Source organism: Streptomyces sp. NPDC127119 (assembly GCF_042677425.1).
GTDB lineage: Bacteria > Actinomycetota > Actinomycetes > Streptomycetales > Streptomycetaceae > Streptomyces.
This window is the reverse complement of record NZ_JBHXTO010000111.1, coordinates 1-21,223: the sequence shown is the minus strand read 5'-3', so window position 1 is coordinate 21,223 and position 21,223 is coordinate 1. Positions and strand designations below refer to the sequence as shown.

Below are 21,223 nucleotides of genomic sequence, written 5' to 3'. Positions count from 1 at the left end.
TTACAGTTCCCTCCTGATGCGCAGGGTGTGGGGCGCGTCACACATCGCGACGAATGAGCCGCCAGGCAAGGTCTGGCCGGCGGTGCATCTGGGGGGCCTCGTGCACGAGATGGTCAAGGGCGCCAATGTCGAACTGACGGCGTTGAGCGAAGACGTGGGCTCCGTCATGGTGAGTCTGGGCTGGAGCAGCCCTACGGGCGAAGGCGACGCGGATGTGTCCGTCCTCCTCCTGGCACCGGACGGCAAGGTCCGTAGTGACACGGACTTCTACTTCTACAACAACCCTGTGGCTGCGGACGGTTGCGTGCAGTTGTTGGGCAAGACGCCCACGGCGGACGGCAACGAGGACCGCATCACCTTCGATCTGACCGCGATCCCGGCGGACGTCGAGCAGATCATCGTGGCGGCGAGCCGCTACAACGGAGCCAGGTTCGGGGACCTGGACGACGTACGGGTGACGCTGGCCGACGGTTCCGGCGAGGGGCTGCTGCGGTTCTCGATCGAGGATGCCGGGCCGGTCGGCGCACTGCTCTTCGGTGAGCTCTACCGACGGGCCGGGGACTGGAAGTTCCGTGCCCTCGGGCAGGGATACGAGTCCGGACTCGCCGGTCTGGCCCAGGACTACGGCGTCGACATCGACGACGACGCGGGTGAGGTCGAGGAAGCCGAGGCGGCGGCGGAGGCCGAGCCGGACGTCGCGGCGGAGCCCGCGGCCGTGGAGGCCGTACCCCTGGCGGAGACGGGAACGGAAACGGAGGCGGTTGAGGCGTCCGTCCCCACTCCCGCCTCCGTCCCCACCCCCGTTCCCGCGCCGCTTCCCGTCCCTGAGCAGGCCGTGGCGGAGCCGGTGGTGAAAGAACCGGTCGAGCCCGTGGTCAAGGCGGTGCCCCGGCCCCGTACGGCCAAGAAGAAGGTCACCCTGCCCAAGGTGGCCAAGAAGTCCCTCGCCGAGAACGACTCCTGGCGGGCGGCCCGGCTCTTCCCGGTCTCCGCACTCAAGAGCGACCGCGACAGGGAGACCCGCGCGACGTCCGTGCTGCTGTCCGTGATGGCGCAGGTGCCGGAGTTCGGCCGGCGTCTCACCGCGGAGTTCGGGGCGCCCGCCGGACGCATGGAGACCTTCACGGAGGTCTCGCTGCCGAACGGCGACTCCCCGCGCCGGCCGGACGGTGTGATCAGGGTGGAGCGCGCGGGGAAGCTGTGGACCGCGCTGGTCGAGACCAAGACCAATGGCAACTCCCTGAAACCCGACCAGGTGCAGGCCTACGCGGACATAGCCGCCCGCCGGGGCTACGAGGCCGTGATCACCCTGTCCAACGACGTGGAGCTGGACGGCAGCCCGCTGGTCGACGTGAAGACGGACGGCCGGCGCAAGCACAAGGTCGCGCTGCGGCACCTGTCGTGGGCCGACGTCGCCCACCAGGCCCAGATGCTGATCCGCCACGAAGGCGTCGGCAACGCGGCGCACGCCTGGCTGCTCCAGGAACTTCTGCACTACCTCCAGCACGACAACTCCGGGTGCCACGGATTCCAGAACATGGGTCCGGCCTGGGTGCCCGTGCGCAACGGCATCGACGACGAAACCCTGTGCCAGGGCGACAAGCGGGCCGTCGAGGTGGCCGAGAACTGGGAGCGCCTCGTACGGCAGGTGTGCCTGCGTCTGGGCGGCGAGCTGGGACAGAAAGTGCTCCCCGTGCAACGGGCCAAGCGCGGGACCGACCCCCGTGTCCGTCGTGAGGCCCTCGCCGACCAGCTCTGTCTGGCGGGCAGACTGGACTCCGAGCTCCGTATCGAGGGCACACCGGGCATCCTCGCGCTCTCCGCGGATCTGCGGACCGGCAAGCTCCGTACGTCCATCGAGATCGCCGCCCCGGACCAGGGGTACCCGCTCACCTGGGCCAAGCGGCTCGTCCGCCAGCTCTCCGACGCCCCGGCCGACCTGCACGTCGAGACCCTGCTGGTAGGGCAGACGGGCGGGCCCCGCGGAACTCTGGAGCGGCTGCGTCCGGAACCCGGTGACCTTCTGCCCAGGAACAACGCCGAGATCGCCGGCTTCCGGCTGTCGCTCTTCCGGAGCATGGGGAGCAGCCGGGGCAACGCCGAGTCCGGGTTCATCCGCAGTGTCGACGAGGCCGTGGACCGGTTCCACGACCACGTGGTCATGCGGCTCGACCGGAGCCAGGCCTCAGCCCGGCGGTGAAATCCCCCGTCCCATCCAGCCCTGCGGCAGCCACGGCAAGTGGTCCGTGTGTGGGGGTGGGGGGCCTGTGCGGGCCAGGAGGATGGCTACGTCGTCTTCCGAGGTGGACGGGCCCAGGTGGGTGGTGACCGTTTCCAGGAGGGTGGGGAGGGGGGCCGCCGGGTCGATGGGGAGGTTGGCCAGGGTGGTGAGGCCGGTTTCGATGTCGCGGTCGCGGCGTTCGATCAGGCCGTCCGTGCACAGGAGGAGCACCGAGCCGGGGGCGACGGGGACCGTGGTGGCCGAGAAGGAGCCCAGGCCCACTCCCAGGGGTGGGGCGACCGGGAGGCCGAGCAGCGTGCGGGTGCCGTCGGGGGCCACGAGTAGTGGGGGGACGTGGCCCGCGTTGGAGAAGGTGGCGCACTCCCTGCGGGGGTCCAGGAGGGCCAGCAGGCAGGTCGCCACCCGGTCCAGTTCCAGGGTGAGCGCGGTGCGTTCGGCCTGGAGCAGGATGAAGTCCGGGGTGCTGCTCTGGACGGCCAGGGTGCGCAGCACCGAGCGGTACTCGCTCATGGCGGCCGCCGCGCGGATGCCGTGCCCCATGACGTCCCCCACCACCAGCAGGGTGCGGCCGTGGGGCAGTGCGAGCGTGTCGAACCAGTCGCCGCCCACCTCCGCTCCCGCGCCCGCCGGCAGATAGCGGCCCAGGGTCTCCACACCGGGGCCCGTGACGGTCGGCGTGTTCAGGAAGGCCCGCTGCATCTCCAGTGCCGTCTCGTGCTCGCGGGTGTAGCGGACCGCGTGCGCGATGCCCGTGGCGGCCCGGTCGGTGAGGTCGCCGAGCAGTTCCGCGTCGGCGTCGGTGAGGGGGGCGGAGTCACCGGCCCGGAACACGATCACCGCGCCCACCAGTTCCTCGTTGACCGCGAGGGGCAGATAGATCCCGGAGTGCGCGCCCATCCGGCGGAAGTGCTCCTTGCGTTCGTACGAGAGGGAGAACTGGCGCATCGCCTCGTCGGCCGGGTCGGTGAGGACGAGCGGACGCCGGTCGGCCAGTACGTGGGCCATGGGGGAACCGGCCCGGTACACGACGAACTCGCCGAGGAGGCCGAGCGGCGAGGACACCTCCTCCAGCTCCGGCGTGGTGGCGAGCGCGATCCTGCGCAGCCGCAGCGGATACCGGTCCGAGGGCACCTGGGGCGTGCCCTCCGGGTCCACCACGTCCACCGCCGCGTAGTCCGCGAAGCGTGGCACCAGCAGGTCGGCCAGCGCCTGGCAGGCCTGGCCGAGGTCGAGGGTCGCGCCGGTGCTGCGGTTCGCCTCGTCGAGCAGTGCCATGCGGTTGCGTGCCCGGACGAGGTCCTCGCGCCCGCGCAGCGCGTCGGTGACCTCCAGGACGACCCCGGCCACTCCGAGGATCTCGCCGGACGGCCCGGACAGCCGGTGGTAGGCGCCCAGCCACCACCGGTTGTCGCCCGTCGTGTCGGCCGGGGTCTGTCCACCGACCGTGATGACCTGCGGAACTCCCGTACGCAGCACCGTCGCGAGCAGTTGCTCCGAGGCTTCCAGGTCCGGCAGCACGTCGTGGAGCCGGCGGCCGAGGTGCTCGGCGGCCGGGACGCCGTTGAGCCGGGCGAGCGCGTCGTTGAGGTAGAGGTAGCGCAGCTCGCCGTCGAGTACGGCGATACCGGCCGGGCAGTGGTCGAGGAGCCGCCGGGTCAGCGTCAGCTCGTCGAGCAGCCGTTCCGCGGACTCCGCCACGTTCTCGGAGCGGTGCACGGCGTCCGCGAGCGCCGCCAGTTCCGCCTGGGTCAGCAGCATGCGCGGGTCGGGCTGGACCTGGTCACCGGGCACCCGCCCACAGCATCACGGCCCCGCCGCACCCACCAACGGGAGGGACCGTCCGGGTGACTTGGACGGTCCCTCCCGGGGACCCGATCGGCGGCCCGGTGCCGGAACCCGGCCCTAGGGAACCGGCACGGACGTCGGTTCGGGTTGTTGGGGGGTCCGGCCGCCGGGGGAGCCGGCCAGGCGCCACACCTCGTCCGCCGTCACGGCCGCGTACGCGTCGGGCGGGAGGTCGCCGGTGAGGCCCGCGACCCGGACGGGCTTTCCGCCGCGCTCGGCGAACAGGGCGAGGGTGAGGGCGAGCCGGGACGAGTACACGCTCCGCCAGGCCGTCCGCGCGCCCGGCCCGCTGCCCGCGCCGGCCGAGTGCCCGACCGGCGAGGCGGGCACGGCCCTGGACGCCGGGAGGAAGGTCCCGTCCTCGGCGCCGGGCACGAAGGCCCCGCCCTTGACGCCCTGCCGCGCGTTGAGGAGTTCGGTGACGACGGCCGTCTCCTTGCCGCCCATCGCGGTACGCGTCCTCGGCTGCGCGGTGTGGACCGTACGGCCGCCCTTCGTGATCTTCGCGACGGTGTACGGGGCCGCGTAGGTGCCGTCGGCGGCCAGCGTGGCGTACGCCGAGTTCAGGCGCAGCGGGGTGGGAGCCGTCTCCTCGACGAGCTTGCCCAGCGGGTCGCCGAACCGCAGGCCCTTGTAGGCGAAGGGTTCGAGGACCGTGCCCGCCTCGACCGCCCCGTCGACGGCGTCGTTGAACGGCTGGTGGGCGTAGTCCGCTCCGCCGTACAGCACCCGGACCGCGCCGTCGCCGGGGACGGTCGCGACGACGGCCGTGTGCAGCCGGGCGCCCTCGACGCCCTTGCCCCGGGCGTCGCCCTTGCCGCCCTTGTCACCCTTGTCGTTCTTGCCGCCCGTGTCGCTGTCGGGCGTCCGCTCGCGCACCAGCTCCGCCGTCTCGTCCTGGAGGCCGAGGTCGAAGGTGGTGTGCACCTTGTAGCCGCCGCGCGCCAGCTGGTCCTCGGTGATGCCGAGCCGGTCGGCGGCCTCCGCGGACGCCGTGTCGATCAGGTACTGCCGCTGGCCGTTCGATCCGCCCGGCGGGTAGAAGCGGAAGGCGGGGAAGCGGGCGGCGGTCCGTTCGCGGGCGCTGATCGCGCCCGAGTCCGCCATCGCGTCGAGCACCCACGCCCAGCGGCGCTCCAGTGTCCCGGTCACCTTCGCGTCCGCGCCCGCCCGCTCGTAGTACGAGGGCAGGTTGAGGATGGAGGCGAGGGCGGCGCCCTGGGAGACCGTCAGGTCGTGCGCGCCGACGCCGAAGTAGTTGCGTGCGGCCGACTCGACGCCGGCGGCGCCGCGGCCGAAGTACACGGTGTTGAGGTAGCCCCCGAGGATGTCGTCCTTGGACCTCGTGCGGTCCAGCTTCACGGCGATGAGGGCCTCGTGCGCCTTGCGCTCGAGGGACTGCTCGGGGGTCAGCAGGGCGTTCTTCACGTACTGCTGCGTGATCGTGGAGCCGCCCTGGCGGTCGCCGCCCGTCACGGTCGCGAGCGCGGCCCGCAGGATCGCGGAGGGGGCGACCCCCGAATCCGTGCGGAAGGAGCGGTTCTCCGCGGCGATCACGGCGTCCTGGACGTGCCGCGGGACCTGCTTGAGGGGGATGTCCTGGCGGTCGACCGGTCCGCGTCTGCCGAGGTACTCGCCGCCGGTGTCCACGAAGACCGTGCTCTGGCTGACGGTCTCCGGGTGCGGCTCGGGGATGGGCGTCATCCGGTACGCGACGACGGCCGCTGCGCACACCAGGAGGAACAGCGTCAGCAGGGCGGCCAGCACGCGGCGCAGGCGGCGGGCGCGGGTACGGCGCCGGCGGAGGCGTATCCGCCGCAGGAACGTGCCGGTGCCGCGGAGCCGGGCGCCGCCGCGGCGGAGCAGGTCGCGGGCGTCCCCGCGGGTCTTCGTACGGGTCTTCGCGCGGGTGTTCATGAGGGGGTGTCCGTCCGTGCGAGGAGGGTGCCGGCGGAGTCGTACGCCTTGACCGTGATGCCCGGCGACGACATGTCGCCGCCGGTGAGCCGGGCGTCCACGTACCAGGCGGACCAGCCGGGGGAGCCCGCCAGGGTGAGCAGACGGGCGGTGAACGTGCCTTCGCCCGTGCGGACTTCGACACGTGACGCCTCGCGCGGGCCCCGGTGGACACCGGAGAGGAAGATCCGTTTCCCGCTCGTGGAGTCCACCCAGAGGGTCAGGGCGGGACCACCGGAACCGCCTTTCCCGGAACCGCCCTTCCCGGCGTCGCGGAACTGGTTCGGCTGCCCCGGTGCCGACAGATGCGTACCGTCCTTGGAGAGCCACAACTGCACGCCGGGCGCGGCGGCGACGCGTTCGCCGGGCGTCACGACACGGACCGCCGCCCGCTCCACGGAGACCGTGACCCCGCCGGACCCGGAATCCGTGTCCCGTACCGCCCCCAGGACCAGGGGTACGAGGAGCAGGGCGCCCACGGAGGTGAGTACCGCGGTGGTGCGCCGGCGCCGCTTGCGGAGCGTGCGCCCGGCCGCCTCGATGGCGGGCGCGGGAAGGGGCGGGATCTCGGACGCGCCCTCGCCGAGCGGGACTTGCGCACCGTGCGGGGCGTGCGGGCCTTCGCGGTACGCGGCGTGGGCGCGCAGGGCCTTCTCCGCCCGGCGGTCCACCGCTTTCACCGCTCCCCGCGAGGAGTTGAGGAGCGCGGCGATCTCACGATGGGTGAGGCCGTCCCAGTGCCGGAGCACGGCCACGGCCCGCCGGCGGGGCGGGAGGCCCGCCAGCACCTCGGTGAGCGGGTCGAGCGGATCGGGCACGTACGGCCCCGGTGCGTGCCCGGAACGCGCGGAGTGCCGGGAGCGTTTGGACCCCGCAGAACCTCCGGTGCCTCCAGAGCCCCCGGTGCCTCCGGAACCCCAGGAGTGCCAGGGGCGGGCGGCCGGCCGTGGCCGCCGCCGTCGCAGGAAACCCCGTACCAGAGCGCGCCGGACGTAGAACTCCGCGTCGTCGCCCGGGACCCGGCGCCGCGCGTAGACCTCCGCCACCGCCGCTCTCGCGCGTCTGTCCGCGTCGGCGGAGTTCCCCGTGAGCAGACGGGCCGTGCGCGTGAGCCGGGGCCAGTACGCCCCGGCGCGGGCGGTGAAGTCGTCGTCCATGGTCAGTCGAGCGCGACGATGCGCGCCACTCCCTCCGGATCGGCCCTGCGCGGTGCTTGTGCTTCGATGTACGCGACCTACGCGACCTGTGTTGCGTACGTGACGTACGTGACCTGTACGCACGACAGAGGCAGCCGGGTTGCACGGGACTTCCGAGAACAGCGGCAGGGGGTGTGGCGGGGGGTATGACCGAGGACGAGTTCGACGGGTTCTACGCAGCCGCGTTCCCCCGGCTGACCGGGCAGCTCTACGCCTTCACCGGTGACCACGGTGAGGCGCAGGACGTCGTCCAGGAGGCATTCGTCCGGGCCTGGGACCGGCGGCGGGAGTTCCTCGCCGACGGGGCCCCCGAGGCCTGGATACGTACGGTCGCGATGCGGCTCGCGGTGAGCCGGTGGCGGAGGGCCCGGCGTTGGCTGGAACTCGTACGCCGCAATCCGCCGCAGGAGCACACCCCGGGGCCGGGTCCGGAACGGGCCGCGCTCGTGGCCGCGTTGCGGGAACTGCCCGAGGCGCAGCGCATGGCTGTCGTTCTGCACCATCTGTGCGACTTGAGTGTCGAACAGGTAGCCTCCGAAACCGGTGCGCCCACAGGGACGGTCAAGGCCCGGCTGTCCCGTGGCCGGGCGGCGCTGGCGCGGCGGCTCGGCGAGGCCGACGAACTGGGTGAGAGGGAGGACGACCGTGTCCGATGAGCTCACGCCCGGTCGCCGGCACGAGCACGAGGACTCAGGCGACGGTTCGAACCGCTCCGAACTCACCGTCGCCCTGCGCGGGTTGGCGCAGGATCACGAGACCCCCGTGGCCGTCCCCGGGGCGGAGATCCGCCGTCGTGCGGTACGCCGCCGCCGGCGCCGTAAAGCCTCGCTGGCCGCTGTCACCACGGCCGGAGCGGGAGCACTGGCCCTGGTTCTGGCCCTGGTGCTCACTGATGGCGAAAGCGCCCGGTCGGTTCCGCCCGCGGCCAGTTACGGCGTGAAAACACCCCCGGCGACCGCCCGGCCCTCGCCGGTCGTGGCCGCCGCCAGGGTGGATCTCGACCGGCGGGTACTGACCGCCGAGGGACGCACCCTGCCCATCTCCGTCGGGACGGGCAAGTCGCCGACCCCGACCGGGATGATGACGGTCACCGCCAAGTACAAGACGACGATGGTGCCGGGCGCGGTGTCGGGCTGGAGCACGTACGACGTCAAGGCGACCTGGGTGATGCGGCTGCGCGGCGCCGACGACCGTACGAACTATCTCCTCGCCCTGAGCTGGGACGAGAAGGCGCCCGGCAACTACGACATCACCGGGGGCGCGATCGGAATGCGCACCGTGGACGCGATGTGGCTGTACAAGGTGCTCAGCCCGGGAGCGGTGGTGGAGGTCGTGGGGGCGGTCACGGCACGGCCGACCGAGCAGCCCGAGCAGCCCGAGCCGTCGCTGGCGGACCGCGGCCCGCAGGCCCCGCCCTCGGGGACGGCGACGGAGACGGCGGATCCGACCGACACCGCGAGGGCGAAGGAGCTGGCGGACGAGGCGCGGGCGACGGCGGAGTCGTCGGCGGCGGTTGCCGGGGGCACGGACACGGGTCCCTGAGACATCGCGGGCCGTTGCGGGCCATGTCCCTTGGGGTGAGCTTTACTGCGCGTTAGTTGCAGGAGCGGTGACATGGAGTGAGGGTGGGGGCAGTTCCACGGAGGCCCGCACGACTGCCTCCCGACGACCACCCCCTCCTCCTGGCGTGCCTCCCTCTCTCGGGAGGAGCGGGTGTGGCCTCGTGCACATGCGAAGACGGGCGTCAGTGGTGGGGCATGAGCCGGTCCACCACGCGGCGGGCCGCTCCCGGGCGTGGCCCCGGGACCACCGCCGGACGCTCCCAGTCGCAGGGCGGAGCCGGACGCCGGAGCGGGACCGCGCCCTGCTCCTTCAGCGCGACACTCACCAGCCCCAGCAGCAGCTGGACGTCGGCGTCGCAGTCGAGGAGCACGGTGATCCAGGACGCGCCGGGGCGGACCCTGATCGCGCTGGCGTGCAGGAGTTGGGGAAGCAGGCGCTCGACCGCCGTGGGTGTGAGGCAGAGGTCGGCGGAGTCGTCGGAGTGGAAGTGGACGATCTCGTGTCCCGCCGAAGCGAAGGCATGCCCAACGGCGCACCGGGGCGGGCCACTTACCAGGTTCGGCCAGGTCTCCAGAAGAGCAATGGCGCGAGGGGCCGCGGTCATAACCCCATCCTCGCGCACGCTTCACCTGGAGGACCACCCCCAGCAACCTCCGACTACGCCCAGGGCACGGCCGGTTACCCGATCACTCCCCGGCGAACCGGAACAGGTTGCAGCGGTACGCCTCGATGTCCCGGCGCCTGAGCGTCGCCACGACCGGGAGCAGGAGGCGGTAGCGCAGGGGCAGCCGGTGCGTGACCGGGGCCGGCAGATGGGCCAGGGTGCGGGAGTCCGTGAGGCTGAGGCCCGGCTCCCACTGTTCGAGCGCACCCGGGTTGTCGCAGCTCCAGCGCATCCTGGCCGTCACCTTGGCCAGGACGTCATGGCCGTCCTGGTCGTCGACCACGCGGGACGCGGCCGTCTCCAGGGCGAAGCGGGCCCCGGGCAGCTCCTCCCCGACCTGCTGGAACACCGTACGGACCAGTTCCGCCTCCAGATAGACCAGCACCGCCTCGGCGACCAGGAAGTACGGCCCGGGGCTGCTGCCGCGCACCTGCTCCATCCACTGCGGATCGGTGACCGAGGCCGAGACCATGTGCCGCCGGTCCGTGTCCTTGAAGAAGCCCCGCCGCAGGGCGATCACATCGGGCAGGTCGAGGTCGAACCAGTGGACCGTGCCGTTGTCGAGCCGTTCGAACCGCGTGTTGAGTCCCGTGCCGATCTCGACGACCGTGCCGGAGGGGTGCCGCTCCAGGAACTCCCGTACCCACTGGTCGAAGAGCAGCGTGCGCAGATTCGCCCCGAGCAGGCTCCGCGCGCCGTCGAAACGGGAGAAGTCGTAGTCGAGGGAGTCGACCATCTCCACGGCCTGTGGATCACTGAGCAGTCCGTGCGCCTTACGGGTCTCGACCGCACGGGCGTAGAGGGGGATGAGCAGGGTCTCCTGGACCTCACCGAGTCGGGGCGTGCGCTTGTCCACCGGCCGTCTCCTCTCCACCGGCCTCTTCTCCGGCCCCGACCGGCTTCCTCTCCGGCCGGCCGTGCGGGGCAGGTCCTACCGGGCAAGCTAACCGAGCCGCCTGCCGCTGACAGCCCCCCGCGTCACCGGCACAGCAGTTCCCGTATCGCCCCGACGACGACGTCCGGGGCCTCCTCCGCCATGAAATGGCCGCACGAGACGGTGCTGTGCCGCAGGTCGTCGGCCCACGCGGCCCACAGCGCGGCCGCGTCGAAGCCGAGGGCGGAGCCCCAGTCCTGCTGGAGCACGCTCACCGGCATCCGCAGCCGGTTGCCGGCCTCGCGGTCGGCCCGGTCGTGCGTGACGTCGACGCCCGCGGAGGCGCGGTGGTCCGCGACGATCGACGGGACGGCCGCGCGGGACGCGGCGAGGTAGGCGGCGCGCACGTCCGCCGGGACGGCCGCCGGGTCGCGCGTCCAGGCGTCCAGGAAGTGGCCGAAGAACGCGTCCGGGCTCGCACCGATCAACTGCTCCGGCAGGCCCGGCGGTTGGGCCATGAGGTAGAGGTGGAAGCCGATCGCGGCGGACGTGCCGTGCATGACCTCCCACATGTCGAGCGTCGGCAGGACGTCCAGCGAGGCGAGGTGGGTGACCGTCTCCGGATGGTCCAGGCCGGCGCGGATCGCGACGAGGGCGCCGCGGTCGTGGCCGACCAGCGCGAAGCGCTCGTGGCCCAGCGCCCTGGCGACCGCGACGACGTCCGCGGCCATCGTGCGCTTCGAGTACGCGGTTCCGTCGGGGTCGGCGGGCTTGTCGCCGGCGCCGTAGCCGCGGAGGTCCGGGCAGATGACGACCTCCTGTACGAGGCCTGCTGCGCGCTGGAGGCCGAGGCCGCCCGTCGCCTCGGCGACCGTGCCGTGCCGGCACGCGCCCGCGACCGTCTGCGTCCCGCCGCCGCCGAACTCGCGGGCTCGGGAGGCGGGTTGCTCACCCTGGGCCCGGTCGAGCGGTACCTCACCGACCGGGTATGACGGCCGAAGCCGAACCCACAGCCACGCCTCAGCTCAGCTCAGCTCATCGGGATCCGGCTCGTCCTCGTCACCGCTCTGCTCGGAGGACGGTGACGAGTCCGGGGCGGGAACGGAAGCCGCCTCCGAAGCCCCCGCCGGTTCCGAAGCCGGTTCCGAAGCCGGTTCGGACTCCGACGCGGAGGCCGGAGCCGAAAGGGCCGCCGCGGGTGTCCCGCCCGCCAGGACCTCCTCGAGGCGCCGTGTGCCGGCCTCGGCGGCCCGCCGGACGTCCCCGGCGTCCACCTCGTCGAGTCCGCCGTCGGTGAGGGACAGCGCGCTGTCGCCGACCCGGACGGCCGCGTAGTCCAGGGTGAGCACGGCGGGCCAGCCGCCGCCGTCGCCGCTCACGGTCACCCGCAGCCCCTCGGCTGCCTCGCCCAGTCCGGGCAGCGGCGCGGCGACCGCCCGGACGGTGAACTGCCCGCCCCTGACGTCCGTGGCCGTGAACTGCCCGCAGATCTCCGGCACCGTCTTCAGCCAGGCCAGCGAGGAGTCCAGCGCGGTCCGGTCGTACGCCCCCACCTGGTACCGCAGCTGCGTCCCGGCGCCGTTGTCGTCGAAGCCGGCCGCCGCGCGGGACCCGGCGGGGTCGCCGAGCAGGTTCTCGGCGTACAGGCCGTCGAGCAGCCGCTGGCAGTCGGTGACGTCCGCCCTGCCCTTGAGGAGGGCGTCCCGCCAGGTCGCCGCGCCCTGGGTCCCCGTCCAGCCGTCGCCGAGGTCGGCGGGGGTGACCAGCGCCGACTTCGCCTGCGCCTCGGTGAGCGTGTGCGCGACGGTGACCGAGGGGGAGGGCGAGGGGGCCCGCGCCGCGGCGGCGGAGGCGGAGGCCGCCGCGTCGTCCGCGGCACCGGCACCGACCCCGCCGCCACCGCCCGAGCACCCGGCCGTCGTGAGCAGCGCGGCCACCGCGAGGACCGGGACGAGGGCCGGCCGGAGGGCGGGGACGGTACGCCGGTGACGGCACCGACGGCGGGTCGGACGGTTCAGCACGGATGCCTCCTACGGCTCCCGACGACAGGGATCTTCCGGATCCCTCCCACGGCACCATCGCGCGGCACCTCCCACCAGCGCACCGGGCCGACCGGGTGAGCCGGAGGGGCCCTTCGAGATGCCCCCGCCCACTCCCGCGGCCACACTGGCCCCATGCCGGGACGGATCGAGGACTACGCCCTCGTCGGGGACCTGCTGACCGCCGCCCTCATCGGCCGCGACGGCAGCCTCGACTGGCTGTGCCTGCCCCGCTTCGACTCCCCCGCCTGCTTCGCCGCGCTGCTGGGCGACGAGAACAACGGCCGCTGGCGGATCGCCCCGGTGGCCGCGTACGACGACTCCGCCCCGCCGGCCTCCACCCGCCGCTACCGCGGGGACTCCCTCGTCCTGGAGACCGAGTGGGAGACCGACACCGGCCGGGCCACCGTCGTCGACTTCATGCCGCGCCGCGACGGCTCCCCCAGCGTCGTACGGATCGTCGAGGGTGTGTCCGGCACGGTCGACCTGCGCATGGACCTGCGGCTGCGGTTCGAGTACGGGAGCGTGGTGCCCTGGATGCACCGCGAGCACGGGCAGCTCACCGGGATCGCGGGACCCGAGTCGGTGCGCCTGTCCACCACCGTCCCGCTGGCCGCGCACGGCCACGCCCACACCGCCGACTTCACCGTCACCGCAGGCGAACGCATCCCCTCCGTCCTGACCTGGCAGCCCTCCCACCTGCCCGGCCCCGGCCCCGTGGACCCCTTCGAGGCACTGCGCCGCACCGAGGAGTACTGGAGCGACTGGCTGCGGCCGTTCTCGTACGACGGCACCTACCGCGAAGCGGTCGTACGCTCCCTCATCACCCTCAAGGCCCTCACCTACGAGCCGACCGGCGGCATCGTCGCCGCGCCCACCACCTCGCTGCCCGAACAGCCCGGCGGGGTACGCAACTGGGACTACCGCTTCTGCTGGCTGCGCGACGCCGGCATGACCCTGGAGGCGCTGCTGCGCAGCGGCTTCACCGCCGAGGCGGACGCCTGGCGCGGCTGGCTGGAGAGAGCGGTCGCCGGCCGCCCGCAGGACATCCAGATCATGTACGGCATCGGCGGCGAGCGCAGGCTCACCGAGTGGACGGCCGACTGGCTTCCCGGGTACGAGGGTTCGCGGCCGGTACGGATCGGCAACGGCGCCGCCGGGCAGCAACAACTCGACGTGCCCGGCGAGTTGATGGACACCCTCGCTCTGACGCTGAGTTCGGGGCTGCGGCCCCACCGGCATCTCATCGCACTCCAGCGGGCCGTGCTCGACCACCTGGAGAAGGTGTGGTCCCGGCCAGACCAGGGCCTGTGGGAGATGCGCGGCGAACCCCGCCACCACGTCCACTCCAAGGTCATGTGCTGGGTCGCCTTCGACCGTGCGGTCCGGCTGGCCGAGGACCACGGGCGCCCGGGGCCCGTCGCCCACTGGCGCGAGATCCGGGACCGAATCCACCGGGAAGTCTGCGAGCGGGGCTTCGACCCGGCGCGCGGCACGTTCACGCAGTCCTACGGTTCGCGCGCCCTCGACGCGGCGCTGCTGCTCATCCCGCGCACCGGGTTCCTGCCGCCGGACGACCCGAGGGTCATCGGCACGGTCGCCGCCGTCGAACGCGAACTGTCGACCGGCGACGGCCTGGTCCGCCGCTACTCGACGAACGCCGGCGGATCCGCGAGCCCCGACGGACTGGCCGGCTCCGAGGGCGCCTTCCTGGCCTGCTCCTTCTGGCTCGCGGACGCCCTGCGCCTGACCGGACGCGAGGACGAGGCCCGGACCCTGTACGAACGGCTGCTGCTCCTGCGCAACGACGTCGGGCTGCTGGCGGAGGAGTACGACCCCGTCGCCGGACGCCAACTGGGCAATTTTCCCCAGGCGTTCACGCATGTGCCGCTCATCAGGGCGGCCTACGAACTCGACCGCCACGCGACCGGTCACCGGTGAGAATTCATTCCGTGAAGTACCGGTGAATCCGAGGCGACTTCTGCGAGGCTGACCCGATGCCGACCCTTTACAGAAGACTGCTCGGAATCCTTCCCCGGATAGGCGTGAAGGTGGTCGATCTCGGTCCCGGTACGTCCCTGCTGTTCCGGCGGGGCGAGCGGACCGTCGTCCCGGTGGGAGGCGGCGCCGATCTGGTGACCCGCGGCAGGAGCCGGTACGCGGTCACGGGCGCCGGCACGGACACCTGGGTGGTGGCCCGCGGGTCCGGAGGGCGGAACGTGAAGAGTGTGCCGCTCGGTGACACGGGTGCGCGGCTGCTGCTCGACAAGGCGGTACCGGCGGCGGGGGAGCGGGAGTTCCAGCTCGCCGCCGCGCACTATCTGTGCACCCAGCATGTGGCCGCCCTGCTGGAACTGAACCGCGTGAACTGCGTGTTCGACGTCGGGGCCAACAGCGGGCAGTACGGGAAGGGGCTGCGGCGCTTCGGCTACACGGGGCGGATCGTGTCCTTCGAGCCGGTGTCCGCGACGTTCGAGAAGTTGCAGAAGTCCGCCGAGAGCGACCCGGACTGGCATGTGTACAACTTCGCGCTCGGCCGCGAGGAGGCCGTGCAGTCCATCCATGTGGACTGGAAGTCCATGAACTCGCTGCTTCCGCCCAGCGAGTACGGCAAGGAGCGGTACCGGCGGTTCGCCAAGGGGCGTACGGAGGAGATCGAGATCCGGCGGCTCGACGGCGTCATGCAGAAGGCGCTCGAAGGGGTCGAGGACCCCCGGCCGTATCTGAAGATGGACACGCAGGGTTTCGACATGGAGGTGTTCGCCGGGGCGGGTGAGCGGATCTCCGAGTTCGTCGGGATGCAGTCCGAGGTGGCGGCGTTGCGGTTGTACGAGGGCAGTCCTGCGATGGGGGAGGCTGTTGCCGCGTACGAGGCGGCGGGGTTCGGGGTCACCGGGATGTACCCCGTCACGCGCGACCCCGCGACGGGCCGAGTCGTGGAATTCGACTGCGTGATGATCCGCACGACCTGAACTGACTGCGCCGTTCCCCGCGCCCCTGAGGGGTGGGGGTTCGGCGGGATTCTGTCTGCGGGTCCGCCGCGGCTGGCCGCGCAGTTCCCCGCGCCCCTGAGGGGGGTGGGGGTCCCGTGGAGTGTCGCCTGCGGGGCGCACGTGGCTGGCCGCGCCGTTCCCCGCGCCCCTAAAAGATGAAAGGCAGGGGCGCAGCCCCGCTTTTCAGGGGCGCGGGGAACTGCGCGGGTGACCCCCACCGGGCCGCAGCCGGACGTTCCAGCGAACCCCCATCCCCCCAGGGGCGCGGGGAACTGTGGGCTCAGCCGCAAGCAACCCGCACCCTCCCGCAGGGGCGCGGGCCCGCAGGGCGTTTCGGGGGTTGGGGGATCGGTAGGCTAGGGGGACTGCGAGTCCCCCCATCCGCGCGCTTCCGTAACGCCGAAGTGCCGTTCGCGGTCCCCGTGTTGGCCTTCTGCTGTTGAGGATGATTCGCTGGTGCTCGTCGCGGAGCGGTATCGGTTGCAGGCGTCCATCGGCCGAGGCGGCATGGGCGAGGTCTGGCAGGCCACCGACGAGGTGCTCGGCCGCGCCGTGGCCGTCAAGCTGCTGCTGGGGGACGAGGCGGACAGCGCCGCGTCCGCCCGCTTCCGGCTGGAGGCCCAGACGGCGGCCAGGCTCAGCCACCCCTACGTCGTCGCCGTCTTCGACTTCGGCGCCTGGGACGGCCGCTTCTACCTGGTCATGGAGCTGGTCGAGGGCCGCAGCCTCGCCCAGGAACTGACCGCGTCCGGCACCCTCGGCGCGGACCGGGTGGCCACCATCGCCGCCCAGGCCGCCGCGGGCCTCGCCGCCGCGCACCGCGAGGGGATCGTGCACCGGGACATCAAGCCCGGCAACCTCCTCGCGGACGCCCAGGGCACTGTGAAGATCGGCGACTTCGGTATCGCCCGTTTCGTCGACGACCCGTCGTCCGCGCTCACCACGGCCGGCCAGATCGTCGGCACCAGCCTCTATCTCGCCCCGGAGCGTGCCCTGGGCCGTCCGGCGTCCGCCGCCTCCGACGTGTACTCGCTGGGCTGTGTGCTCTACCAGCTCCTCACCGGCAGACCGCCGTTCCAGGGCGAGAGCGCGACGATCACCCTGCACCAGCACATCGACATGGCGCCGGTGCCGCCCCGCGAGCGCGGGATCCAGTTGCCGCCCGCCTTCGAGAACTACCTTCTCGGGCTGCTCGCCAAGCAGCCCGAGGACCGGCCCACGGCCCAGGAGGTCGCGGACTGGTTCGGCACGGGCGCCTGGCAGGGACGGGCCGAGCCCCTCCCGGTGGCCGCACAGCAGCCGCGTACGCAGGTGTCGTACGCGTCGGCGCCCCCGCAGCAGCAGTCCGGGGGAGCCGACAGCGGGGCCCCGACGACGTACCGGCTCCCGGCGACCGCCGCGCAGCCGACCGGGCGCTCCGCCCACGCGTCCCGGTCCGGCCCCCTGCCCGCCCCGGCACCCTCCTCGCACGCTTCGCACTCGGCCCGTTCCGGGCCCTCGCGCCGCGCACGGCCCACCGGCGGTGGCGGCGGACGCGGCGGTGTGGGGACCGCGGTCAGACGCAGACCCCGGGTGTTCGGCATCCTCGCCGGTGCCGTGATCTTCGTACTGGCCGTGCTCGCGGGCATGTCGATGTTCTCGCCGGACGACACCGCGTCGAAGGACGGCTCGAAGGACGCGTCACCCTCCGCCGGTACGACCGGGGGCTCGTCCGGCAGGTCGGCCAGCGGGGCGCCCGTCGCCGGAGCGGTGGACCAGGACCAGGATCAGGGAGGGGACCAGGGCGGGGAGCAGGAGCAGGAGACCGGGACCTCGCCCGACGTCGACACGGCGCCCTCCGCCTCCCCTTCCGCCACGGAGGAGGTTTCGGAGGTCGAACCGGGCCCCGGCCAGGACGCGGAGAAGCCGCGCAAGCCGGGCAAGGGCGGGGACGACCGGCCGGACGACGGTGACGACGAGGACGACACGGACGACGGCGAGGAATGAGCGCCGGCCGGGGAAGGTGTTCCTCGGCAGTCCTCAGAAGTCCTTCTCCGGCCAGTCCAGCAGCCGCGCCCCGATGACCGCGGTCTGCAGGGTGTACCGGTGCACCGGGTCCGCCGGGTTCGCCCCGGTCAGCTTGTGGATGCGTTCCAGCCGGTAGGTGAGCGCGCGGACGCTCAGCGCCAGCCGCCTGGCGGCCTCCGCGGCGACACAGCCCGAGTCGAAGTACGCGGTGAGCGTGTCGAGGAGCGGTTCGGCGCCGCCGCGGGCCGCGCGCAGCGGTCCGAGCGCGCTGACCACCAGGTCGGCCATGGCCTGCCGGTCCCGGGTCAGTACGGGATAGACGAGCAGGTCGGCGGAGCGCAGTACGGGTGTGTCGAACTCCAGCCGTTCCGCCAGGTCGAGGGCGTTCAGCGCCTCCTCGTAGGACTGGACGACCCCGCCGGGTCCGGGCTGGGAGCGGCCGATGGCGACCTGCCCGCCGTCGGTGGCCGCGTACGCCTGTTTGGCGAAGAACGCGAGGACGTCGTCCTGGTCGCCGGGCGCGATGCACACCAGGCGCCCGTCCTTGGTGGTGACGAGGATGTTGCGGTCGCCGAACCTGGTGATCAGCGCGCGCTCCACCTCGCGGGGCACGGTGTCCCCCTCGTCGTAACCGTCGTAACCGTCGTGGCCCACGCTGCCGCGGGCCACGGCGACGGCGTGCGCGTGCGAGAGGCGCAGTCCGAAGCGTTCGGCGCGTTCGGCGAGCAGGCCGAGGTCGCTGCGGCCGTGCAGCAGGTCGTCGATGAACTCCCGGCGCGCGGCCTCCTCCTGGCGTACGGCGAGGAGTTGCGCCCGTTCGTACCCCTCGGCGAAGGCGTCGACGGCCTGTTCGACGGCGGCGAGCGCGTGCTCCCCGGCGGTGGCGGGCCAGTGCACGCGGGCGGCGGTGAGATGGGCGCCGACCAGGGCGCGCAGTCCGAACCCGGCCTCGGCGGCCCGTTCGCCCAGCGCCCGCCGGGAGTCGAGTTCGTCGCGGGTCAGCCGGCGGCCGGTCGCGGAGGCGTTGGCGAGGATACGCGCGTACCCGTCCAGGTATTCCTCGGGAACGTCCCGCCCCGCCATGCGCGCCCCTCTTCTCCCGATGAGCAGTTTTGCCTCGATGAGCTGGTGACGCCTTTCTAGCGCATGGGGCGGGGGTGCGGCGCGGTGAGGGTGGGGCTCACTGCCGGACCACGGCAGGGCGGGGCCCCGGTGCCGGACGCCGTCAGTCGGCGGTGTCCGGCACCGGAGCCCCTGTCCGTCCCCCGTGGCAGGCCCACGCGGATCCCCCGTGACTTCCGCGTGGTTCCCCTTTTCCGCCCGGTCATCGTGCCCGGAGCGGAGGAGTCTTCGCATTGCCGGATTCCGGCAGTCTTGGGGCGTTCCCGGTGCCGGGCGGTGCCGGGGCCCTGGGACGCACGGGGCTGATGTGTCAAAGCGGCACCAAGAAAGCGTAAAGACTGCCGGGATCCGGCAATGTGTATAGCGCACGCATCTGCCACAATACGACTCCGCCGAGGTGATCGGCACAGTCGGGGAGGTGGGCCGGATGAACGTGTTTCTCGGTCTCGGCATCGCGGGTGTCGTACTGCTGCTTCTGACGCTGGTCTTCGACGGCGTCCTGGAAGGGCTGTTCGGCGGAGCGAGTTTCCTGGACGGACTCTTCGACGGACTGCTCTCACTGCCGGTCATCGCCGGATTCGTGTCGATGCTCGGCTTCGGCGGCGCCCTCGTACTCGGCACCACCGGACTCGGAGTCCTGCCCGCCACCGTCGTGGGCATCGGGGCCGGAGCCGCGGCGGGCGGGCTCACCTGGCGGTTCAGCCGGGCCCTGATGCGCGACGAACCGTCCGCCACACCGCGCGGCACCGACCTCGTCGGCAGCTCGGGTTCCGTCGTCACCCCGATCCCGGTCGGCGGTTACGGCGAGGTGCTCGTGTATCTCGCGGGGCAGCCGCTGAAACTCGCGGCGAAGAGCCCCGAAGCGGTGGCCCGGGGCACGGAGGTCTGGGTCGAGGAGTCCCTGTCACCGACATCGGTGGCGGTCCGCGCGGTCCAACGCTGAATTGCTGCTTGTTCTTTCTTGATCTGGTCCGAACCGATCTGCCGCCTTGGGGGTGGCAAGGGGGGAATTCATCATGAGTCCAGTGCTCGTCGCGGTCGTGGGAGTCGTCGTACTCCTCGTCCTGCTCGCACTCGTCGTCGTCACGCGGTACAAGGTGGCCGGGCCCAGCCAGGCCTTCATCGTCACCGGGCGGCGCGGCAAGAAATCCACCGACCCGGAGACCGGGCGGGTGTTCACCGACAACAGCGGCCAGAAGGTCGTGGTCGGCGGCGGCGTCTTCGTCGTCCCGTTCGTCCAGCAGAAGTTCACCCTCGACCTGTCCAGCAGGCACATCCCGATCACCGTGCGCGGCGCGGTCACCCTGCGCGGCGTCAAGGCGAACCTCGAAGGCGTCGCCATCGTCAAGGTCGGCGGCACCGAGGACTCCATCCGCGCCGCCGCCCAGCGCTTCCTGATGCAGCAGAACGGCATCGTCGGCTTCACCCAGGAAGTGCTCTCCGGCGCGCTGCGCTCCATCGTGGGCCGCATGTCGGTGGAGGACATCATCCGGGACCGTGCCGCGTTCGCCGGGCAGGTCGCGGAGGAGGCCGAGGCGAGCCTGTCCGGACAGGGCCTGGTGCTCGACGCCTTCCAGATCCAGGACATCACCACCGAGGGCTCGTACCTGGAGGACCTCGGCCGGCCCGAGGCCGCCCGCGCCAAGCAGGAGGCCGACATCGCGGAGGCCGTGGCCCGGCGGGCCGCCGAGCAGGCCCGGCTGAAGGCCGAGGAGGAGATCGCGATCGCCCAGCGGACGTTCGCGCTCAAGACCGCGGAGATCAAGGCCGAGACGGACGAGGCGGCGGCGCGTGCCGCGGCGGCCGGTCCGCTCGCGCAGGCCGCCCGCAGCCAGGAAGTCCTCGCCGAACAGGAGAAGGTCGCCCAGCGGCAGGCCGCGCTGACCGACCGCGAGCTGGACACCAAGGTCCGCAAGCCGGCCGACGCGGCGCGGTACCAGGCCGAACAGGAGGCGGAGGCCCGCCGGGTCGCGCTCGTCAAGCAGGCCGAGGCGGACGCCCAGCGGTCGCGGCTGACCGGTGAGGGCGAGAAGGCGCACCGCGCCGCGCTCGCCGACGCCGTACGCATCGAGGGTGAGGCCGAAGCCGCGGCGATCGGGGCCAAGGGGGCCGCCGAGGCGGAGGCGATGCGGTTGAAGGCGGACGCGTTCTCGCAGTACGGCGACGCGGCGGTGCTGCAGATGGTCGTCGAGGTGCTGCCGTCGGTCGTCGCCAAGGCGTCCGAGCCGCTCAGCGCGATCGACAAGATGACGGTGATCTCCACGGACGGGGCGAGCCAGTTGTCCCGGACGGTCGCGGACAACGTCGCGCAGGGGGTTGAGCTGCTCGGCTCCACGACGGGGGTGGACCTGGCGGAACTGCTCCGCCGGATCACTGGGCCGTCGGCCGCGGCTGCCGTGCCGGCTGCGTCGCCCGCGAACGGCAAGGTCGACGTGACGGACTGACGGTCGACGCTCGGCTGCGCGGCCGGCGGGGGCTGGCCGCGCAGTTCCCCGCGCCCCTTGGGGGGGGCGGGGGTTCGCCGGGACGTCGGGTGCGGGTGCGTTGTGGCTGGTCGCGCAGTTCCCCGCGCCCCTAAGGGGGTGGGGGTTCGGCAGGATTCTGTCTGCGGGTCCGCTGTGGCTGGCCGCGCCGTTCCCCCGCCCCCGGGAATTATAAAAACCGGGCGCCCCCCCCGGTGTAAGGGGCGCCGGGGCAGGCGCCCCCACCCACCCACCCCCCC

At 72.7% G+C, this 21,223-nt stretch carries 16 protein-coding genes; 8 read left to right on the top strand and 8 right to left on the bottom strand.

Annotated elements, in window-relative coordinates; all coding sequences use genetic code 11:
• The first annotated feature begins 109 nt into the window (after nt 1-109).
• The gene (locus ACFVH5_RS33085) at nt 110-2,200 is read left to right on the top strand and encodes a TerD family protein (protein WP_385837402.1); all 2,091 of its coding nucleotides are present in this window, start codon (nt 110-112) and stop codon (nt 2,198-2,200) included.
• On the opposite strand, the gene ACFVH5_RS33080 is transcribed toward ACFVH5_RS33085, so the two are convergent.
• From ACFVH5_RS33080 to ACFVH5_RS33070, 3 genes are all read right to left on the bottom strand, one after another.
• Entirely contained in the window at nt 2,186-4,033 is a 1,848-nt protein-coding gene (locus tag ACFVH5_RS33080; RefSeq protein ID WP_385837393.1) for a SpoIIE family protein phosphatase, read from the bottom strand. The two genes, ACFVH5_RS33085 and ACFVH5_RS33080, sit on opposite strands and share 15 nt — an antisense overlap.
• Before the next feature lie 111 nt (nt 4,034-4,144).
• Nucleotides 4,145-6,004, bottom strand: coding sequence for a transglycosylase domain-containing protein (locus tag ACFVH5_RS33075; protein ID WP_385837392.1), 1,860 nt, complete (start codon nt 6,002-6,004; stop codon nt 4,145-4,147).
• On the bottom strand, nt 6,001-7,200 hold the full coding sequence (locus ACFVH5_RS33070; RefSeq protein ID WP_385837391.1) for a sigma factor-like helix-turn-helix DNA-binding protein: 1,200 nt from the start codon (nt 7,198-7,200) through the stop codon (nt 6,001-6,003). The genes ACFVH5_RS33075 and ACFVH5_RS33070 overlap by 4 nt, the downstream gene beginning before the upstream one ends.
• A gap of 185 nt (nt 7,201-7,385) precedes the next feature.
• On the opposite strand from ACFVH5_RS33070, the gene ACFVH5_RS33065 reads away from it, so the two are divergent.
• Nucleotides 7,386-7,895 carry a SigE family RNA polymerase sigma factor gene (locus ACFVH5_RS33065; RefSeq protein ID WP_107017951.1) on the top strand — a complete coding sequence of 170 codons (510 nt, stop codon included), beginning with the start codon at nt 7,386-7,388 and terminating at the stop codon, nt 7,893-7,895.
• On the top strand, nt 7,885-8,781 hold the full coding sequence (locus ACFVH5_RS33060) for a L,D-transpeptidase family protein (RefSeq protein ID WP_385837390.1): 897 nt from the start codon (nt 7,885-7,887) through the stop codon (nt 8,779-8,781). The genes ACFVH5_RS33065 and ACFVH5_RS33060 overlap by 11 nt, the downstream gene beginning before the upstream one ends.
• A 202-nt stretch (nt 8,782-8,983) precedes the next feature.
• Here the strand turns inward: ACFVH5_RS33060 and ACFVH5_RS33055 are convergent, their stop codons facing one another.
• The 4 genes from ACFVH5_RS33055 to ACFVH5_RS33040 all read right to left on the bottom strand — a co-directional run bounded on the left by ACFVH5_RS33055 (nt 8,984) and on the right by ACFVH5_RS33040 (nt 12,361).
• Nucleotides 8,984-9,406, bottom strand: a complete 423-nt coding sequence (locus ACFVH5_RS33055; protein ID WP_385837389.1) for a luciferase family protein — start codon at nt 9,404-9,406, stop codon at nt 8,984-8,986.
• Between the two features lie 82 nt (nt 9,407-9,488).
• Nucleotides 9,489-10,322, bottom strand: coding sequence for a class I SAM-dependent methyltransferase (locus ACFVH5_RS33050; RefSeq protein WP_384803575.1), 834 nt, complete (start codon nt 10,320-10,322; stop codon nt 9,489-9,491).
• A 122-nt stretch (nt 10,323-10,444) separates the two neighbouring features.
• Nucleotides 10,445-11,353, bottom strand: coding sequence for an alpha/beta fold hydrolase (locus ACFVH5_RS33045; RefSeq protein WP_385837401.1), 909 nt, complete (start codon nt 11,351-11,353; stop codon nt 10,445-10,447).
• Nucleotides 11,354-11,365: 12 nt separating this feature from the next.
• Nucleotides 11,366-12,361 (bottom strand): hypothetical protein, encoded by a 996-nt coding sequence (locus ACFVH5_RS33040; RefSeq protein ID WP_385837388.1) that lies wholly within the window; start codon nt 12,359-12,361, stop codon nt 11,366-11,368.
• Nucleotides 12,362-12,514: 153 nt separating this feature from the next.
• On the opposite strand from ACFVH5_RS33040, the gene ACFVH5_RS33035 reads away from it, so the two are divergent.
• The 3 genes from ACFVH5_RS33035 to ACFVH5_RS33025 all read left to right on the top strand — a co-directional run bounded on the left by ACFVH5_RS33035 (nt 12,515) and on the right by ACFVH5_RS33025 (nt 17,358).
• The gene (locus ACFVH5_RS33035) at nt 12,515-14,320 is read left to right on the top strand and encodes a glycoside hydrolase family 15 protein (protein WP_385837387.1); all 1,806 of its coding nucleotides are present in this window, start codon (nt 12,515-12,517) and stop codon (nt 14,318-14,320) included.
• Between the two features lie 56 nt (nt 14,321-14,376).
• Nucleotides 14,377-15,351, top strand: a complete 975-nt coding sequence (locus ACFVH5_RS33030; protein WP_385837386.1) for an FkbM family methyltransferase — start codon at nt 14,377-14,379, stop codon at nt 15,349-15,351.
• Between the two features lie 477 nt (nt 15,352-15,828).
• Nucleotides 15,829-17,358 carry a serine/threonine-protein kinase gene (locus ACFVH5_RS33025; protein WP_385837385.1) on the top strand — a complete coding sequence of 510 codons (1,530 nt, stop codon included), beginning with the start codon at nt 15,829-15,831 and terminating at the stop codon, nt 17,356-17,358.
• A 33-nt stretch (nt 17,359-17,391) separates the two neighbouring features.
• Here ACFVH5_RS33025 and ACFVH5_RS33020 read toward each other — a convergent pair whose 3' ends face one another.
• A complete protein-coding gene (locus ACFVH5_RS33020) occupies nt 17,392-18,462 on the bottom strand; it encodes a PucR family transcriptional regulator (RefSeq protein ID WP_385837384.1) in 1,071 nt (356 codons plus the stop codon).
• Between the two features lie 466 nt (nt 18,463-18,928).
• Between ACFVH5_RS33020 and ACFVH5_RS33015 the strand changes: the two genes are divergently transcribed.
• Nucleotides 18,929-19,444, top strand: a complete 516-nt coding sequence (locus tag ACFVH5_RS33015; protein ID WP_384803557.1) for a hypothetical protein — start codon at nt 18,929-18,931, stop codon at nt 19,442-19,444.
• Nucleotides 19,445-19,517: 73 nt separating this feature from the next.
• Nucleotides 19,518-20,945, top strand: a complete 1,428-nt coding sequence (locus ACFVH5_RS33010; RefSeq protein WP_385837383.1) for a flotillin family protein — start codon at nt 19,518-19,520, stop codon at nt 20,943-20,945.
• Nucleotides 20,946-21,223: the final 278 nt, after the last annotated feature.

Excerpts from the sequence above, each read along its gene's own strand:
- ACFVH5_RS33065 (WP_107017951.1), top strand. The coding sequence starts at position 7,386 with ATGACCGAGGACGAGTTCGACGGGTTCTACGCAGCCGCGTTCCCCCGG.
- ACFVH5_RS33010 (WP_385837383.1), top strand. The coding sequence starts at position 19,518 with ATGAGTCCAGTGCTCGTCGCGGTCGTGGGAGTCGTCGTACTCCTCGTC.
- ACFVH5_RS33075 (WP_385837392.1), bottom strand. The coding sequence starts at position 6,004 with ATGAACACCCGCGCGAAGACCCGTACGAAGACCCGCGGGGACGCCCGC.
- ACFVH5_RS33030 (WP_385837386.1), top strand. The coding sequence starts at position 14,377 with ATGCCGACCCTTTACAGAAGACTGCTCGGAATCCTTCCCCGGATAGGC.
- ACFVH5_RS33035 (WP_385837387.1), top strand. The coding sequence starts at position 12,515 with ATGCCGGGACGGATCGAGGACTACGCCCTCGTCGGGGACCTGCTGACC.
- ACFVH5_RS33020 (WP_385837384.1), bottom strand. The coding sequence starts at position 18,462 with ATGGCGGGGCGGGACGTTCCCGAGGAATACCTGGACGGGTACGCGCGT.
- ACFVH5_RS33070 (WP_385837391.1), bottom strand. The coding sequence starts at position 7,200 with ATGGACGACGACTTCACCGCCCGCGCCGGGGCGTACTGGCCCCGGCTC.
- ACFVH5_RS33085 (WP_385837402.1), top strand. The coding sequence starts at position 110 with ATGGTCAAGGGCGCCAATGTCGAACTGACGGCGTTGAGCGAAGACGTG.
- ACFVH5_RS33015 (WP_384803557.1), top strand. The coding sequence starts at position 18,929 with ATGAACGTGTTTCTCGGTCTCGGCATCGCGGGTGTCGTACTGCTGCTT.
- ACFVH5_RS33055 (WP_385837389.1), bottom strand. The coding sequence starts at position 9,406 with ATGACCGCGGCCCCTCGCGCCATTGCTCTTCTGGAGACCTGGCCGAAC.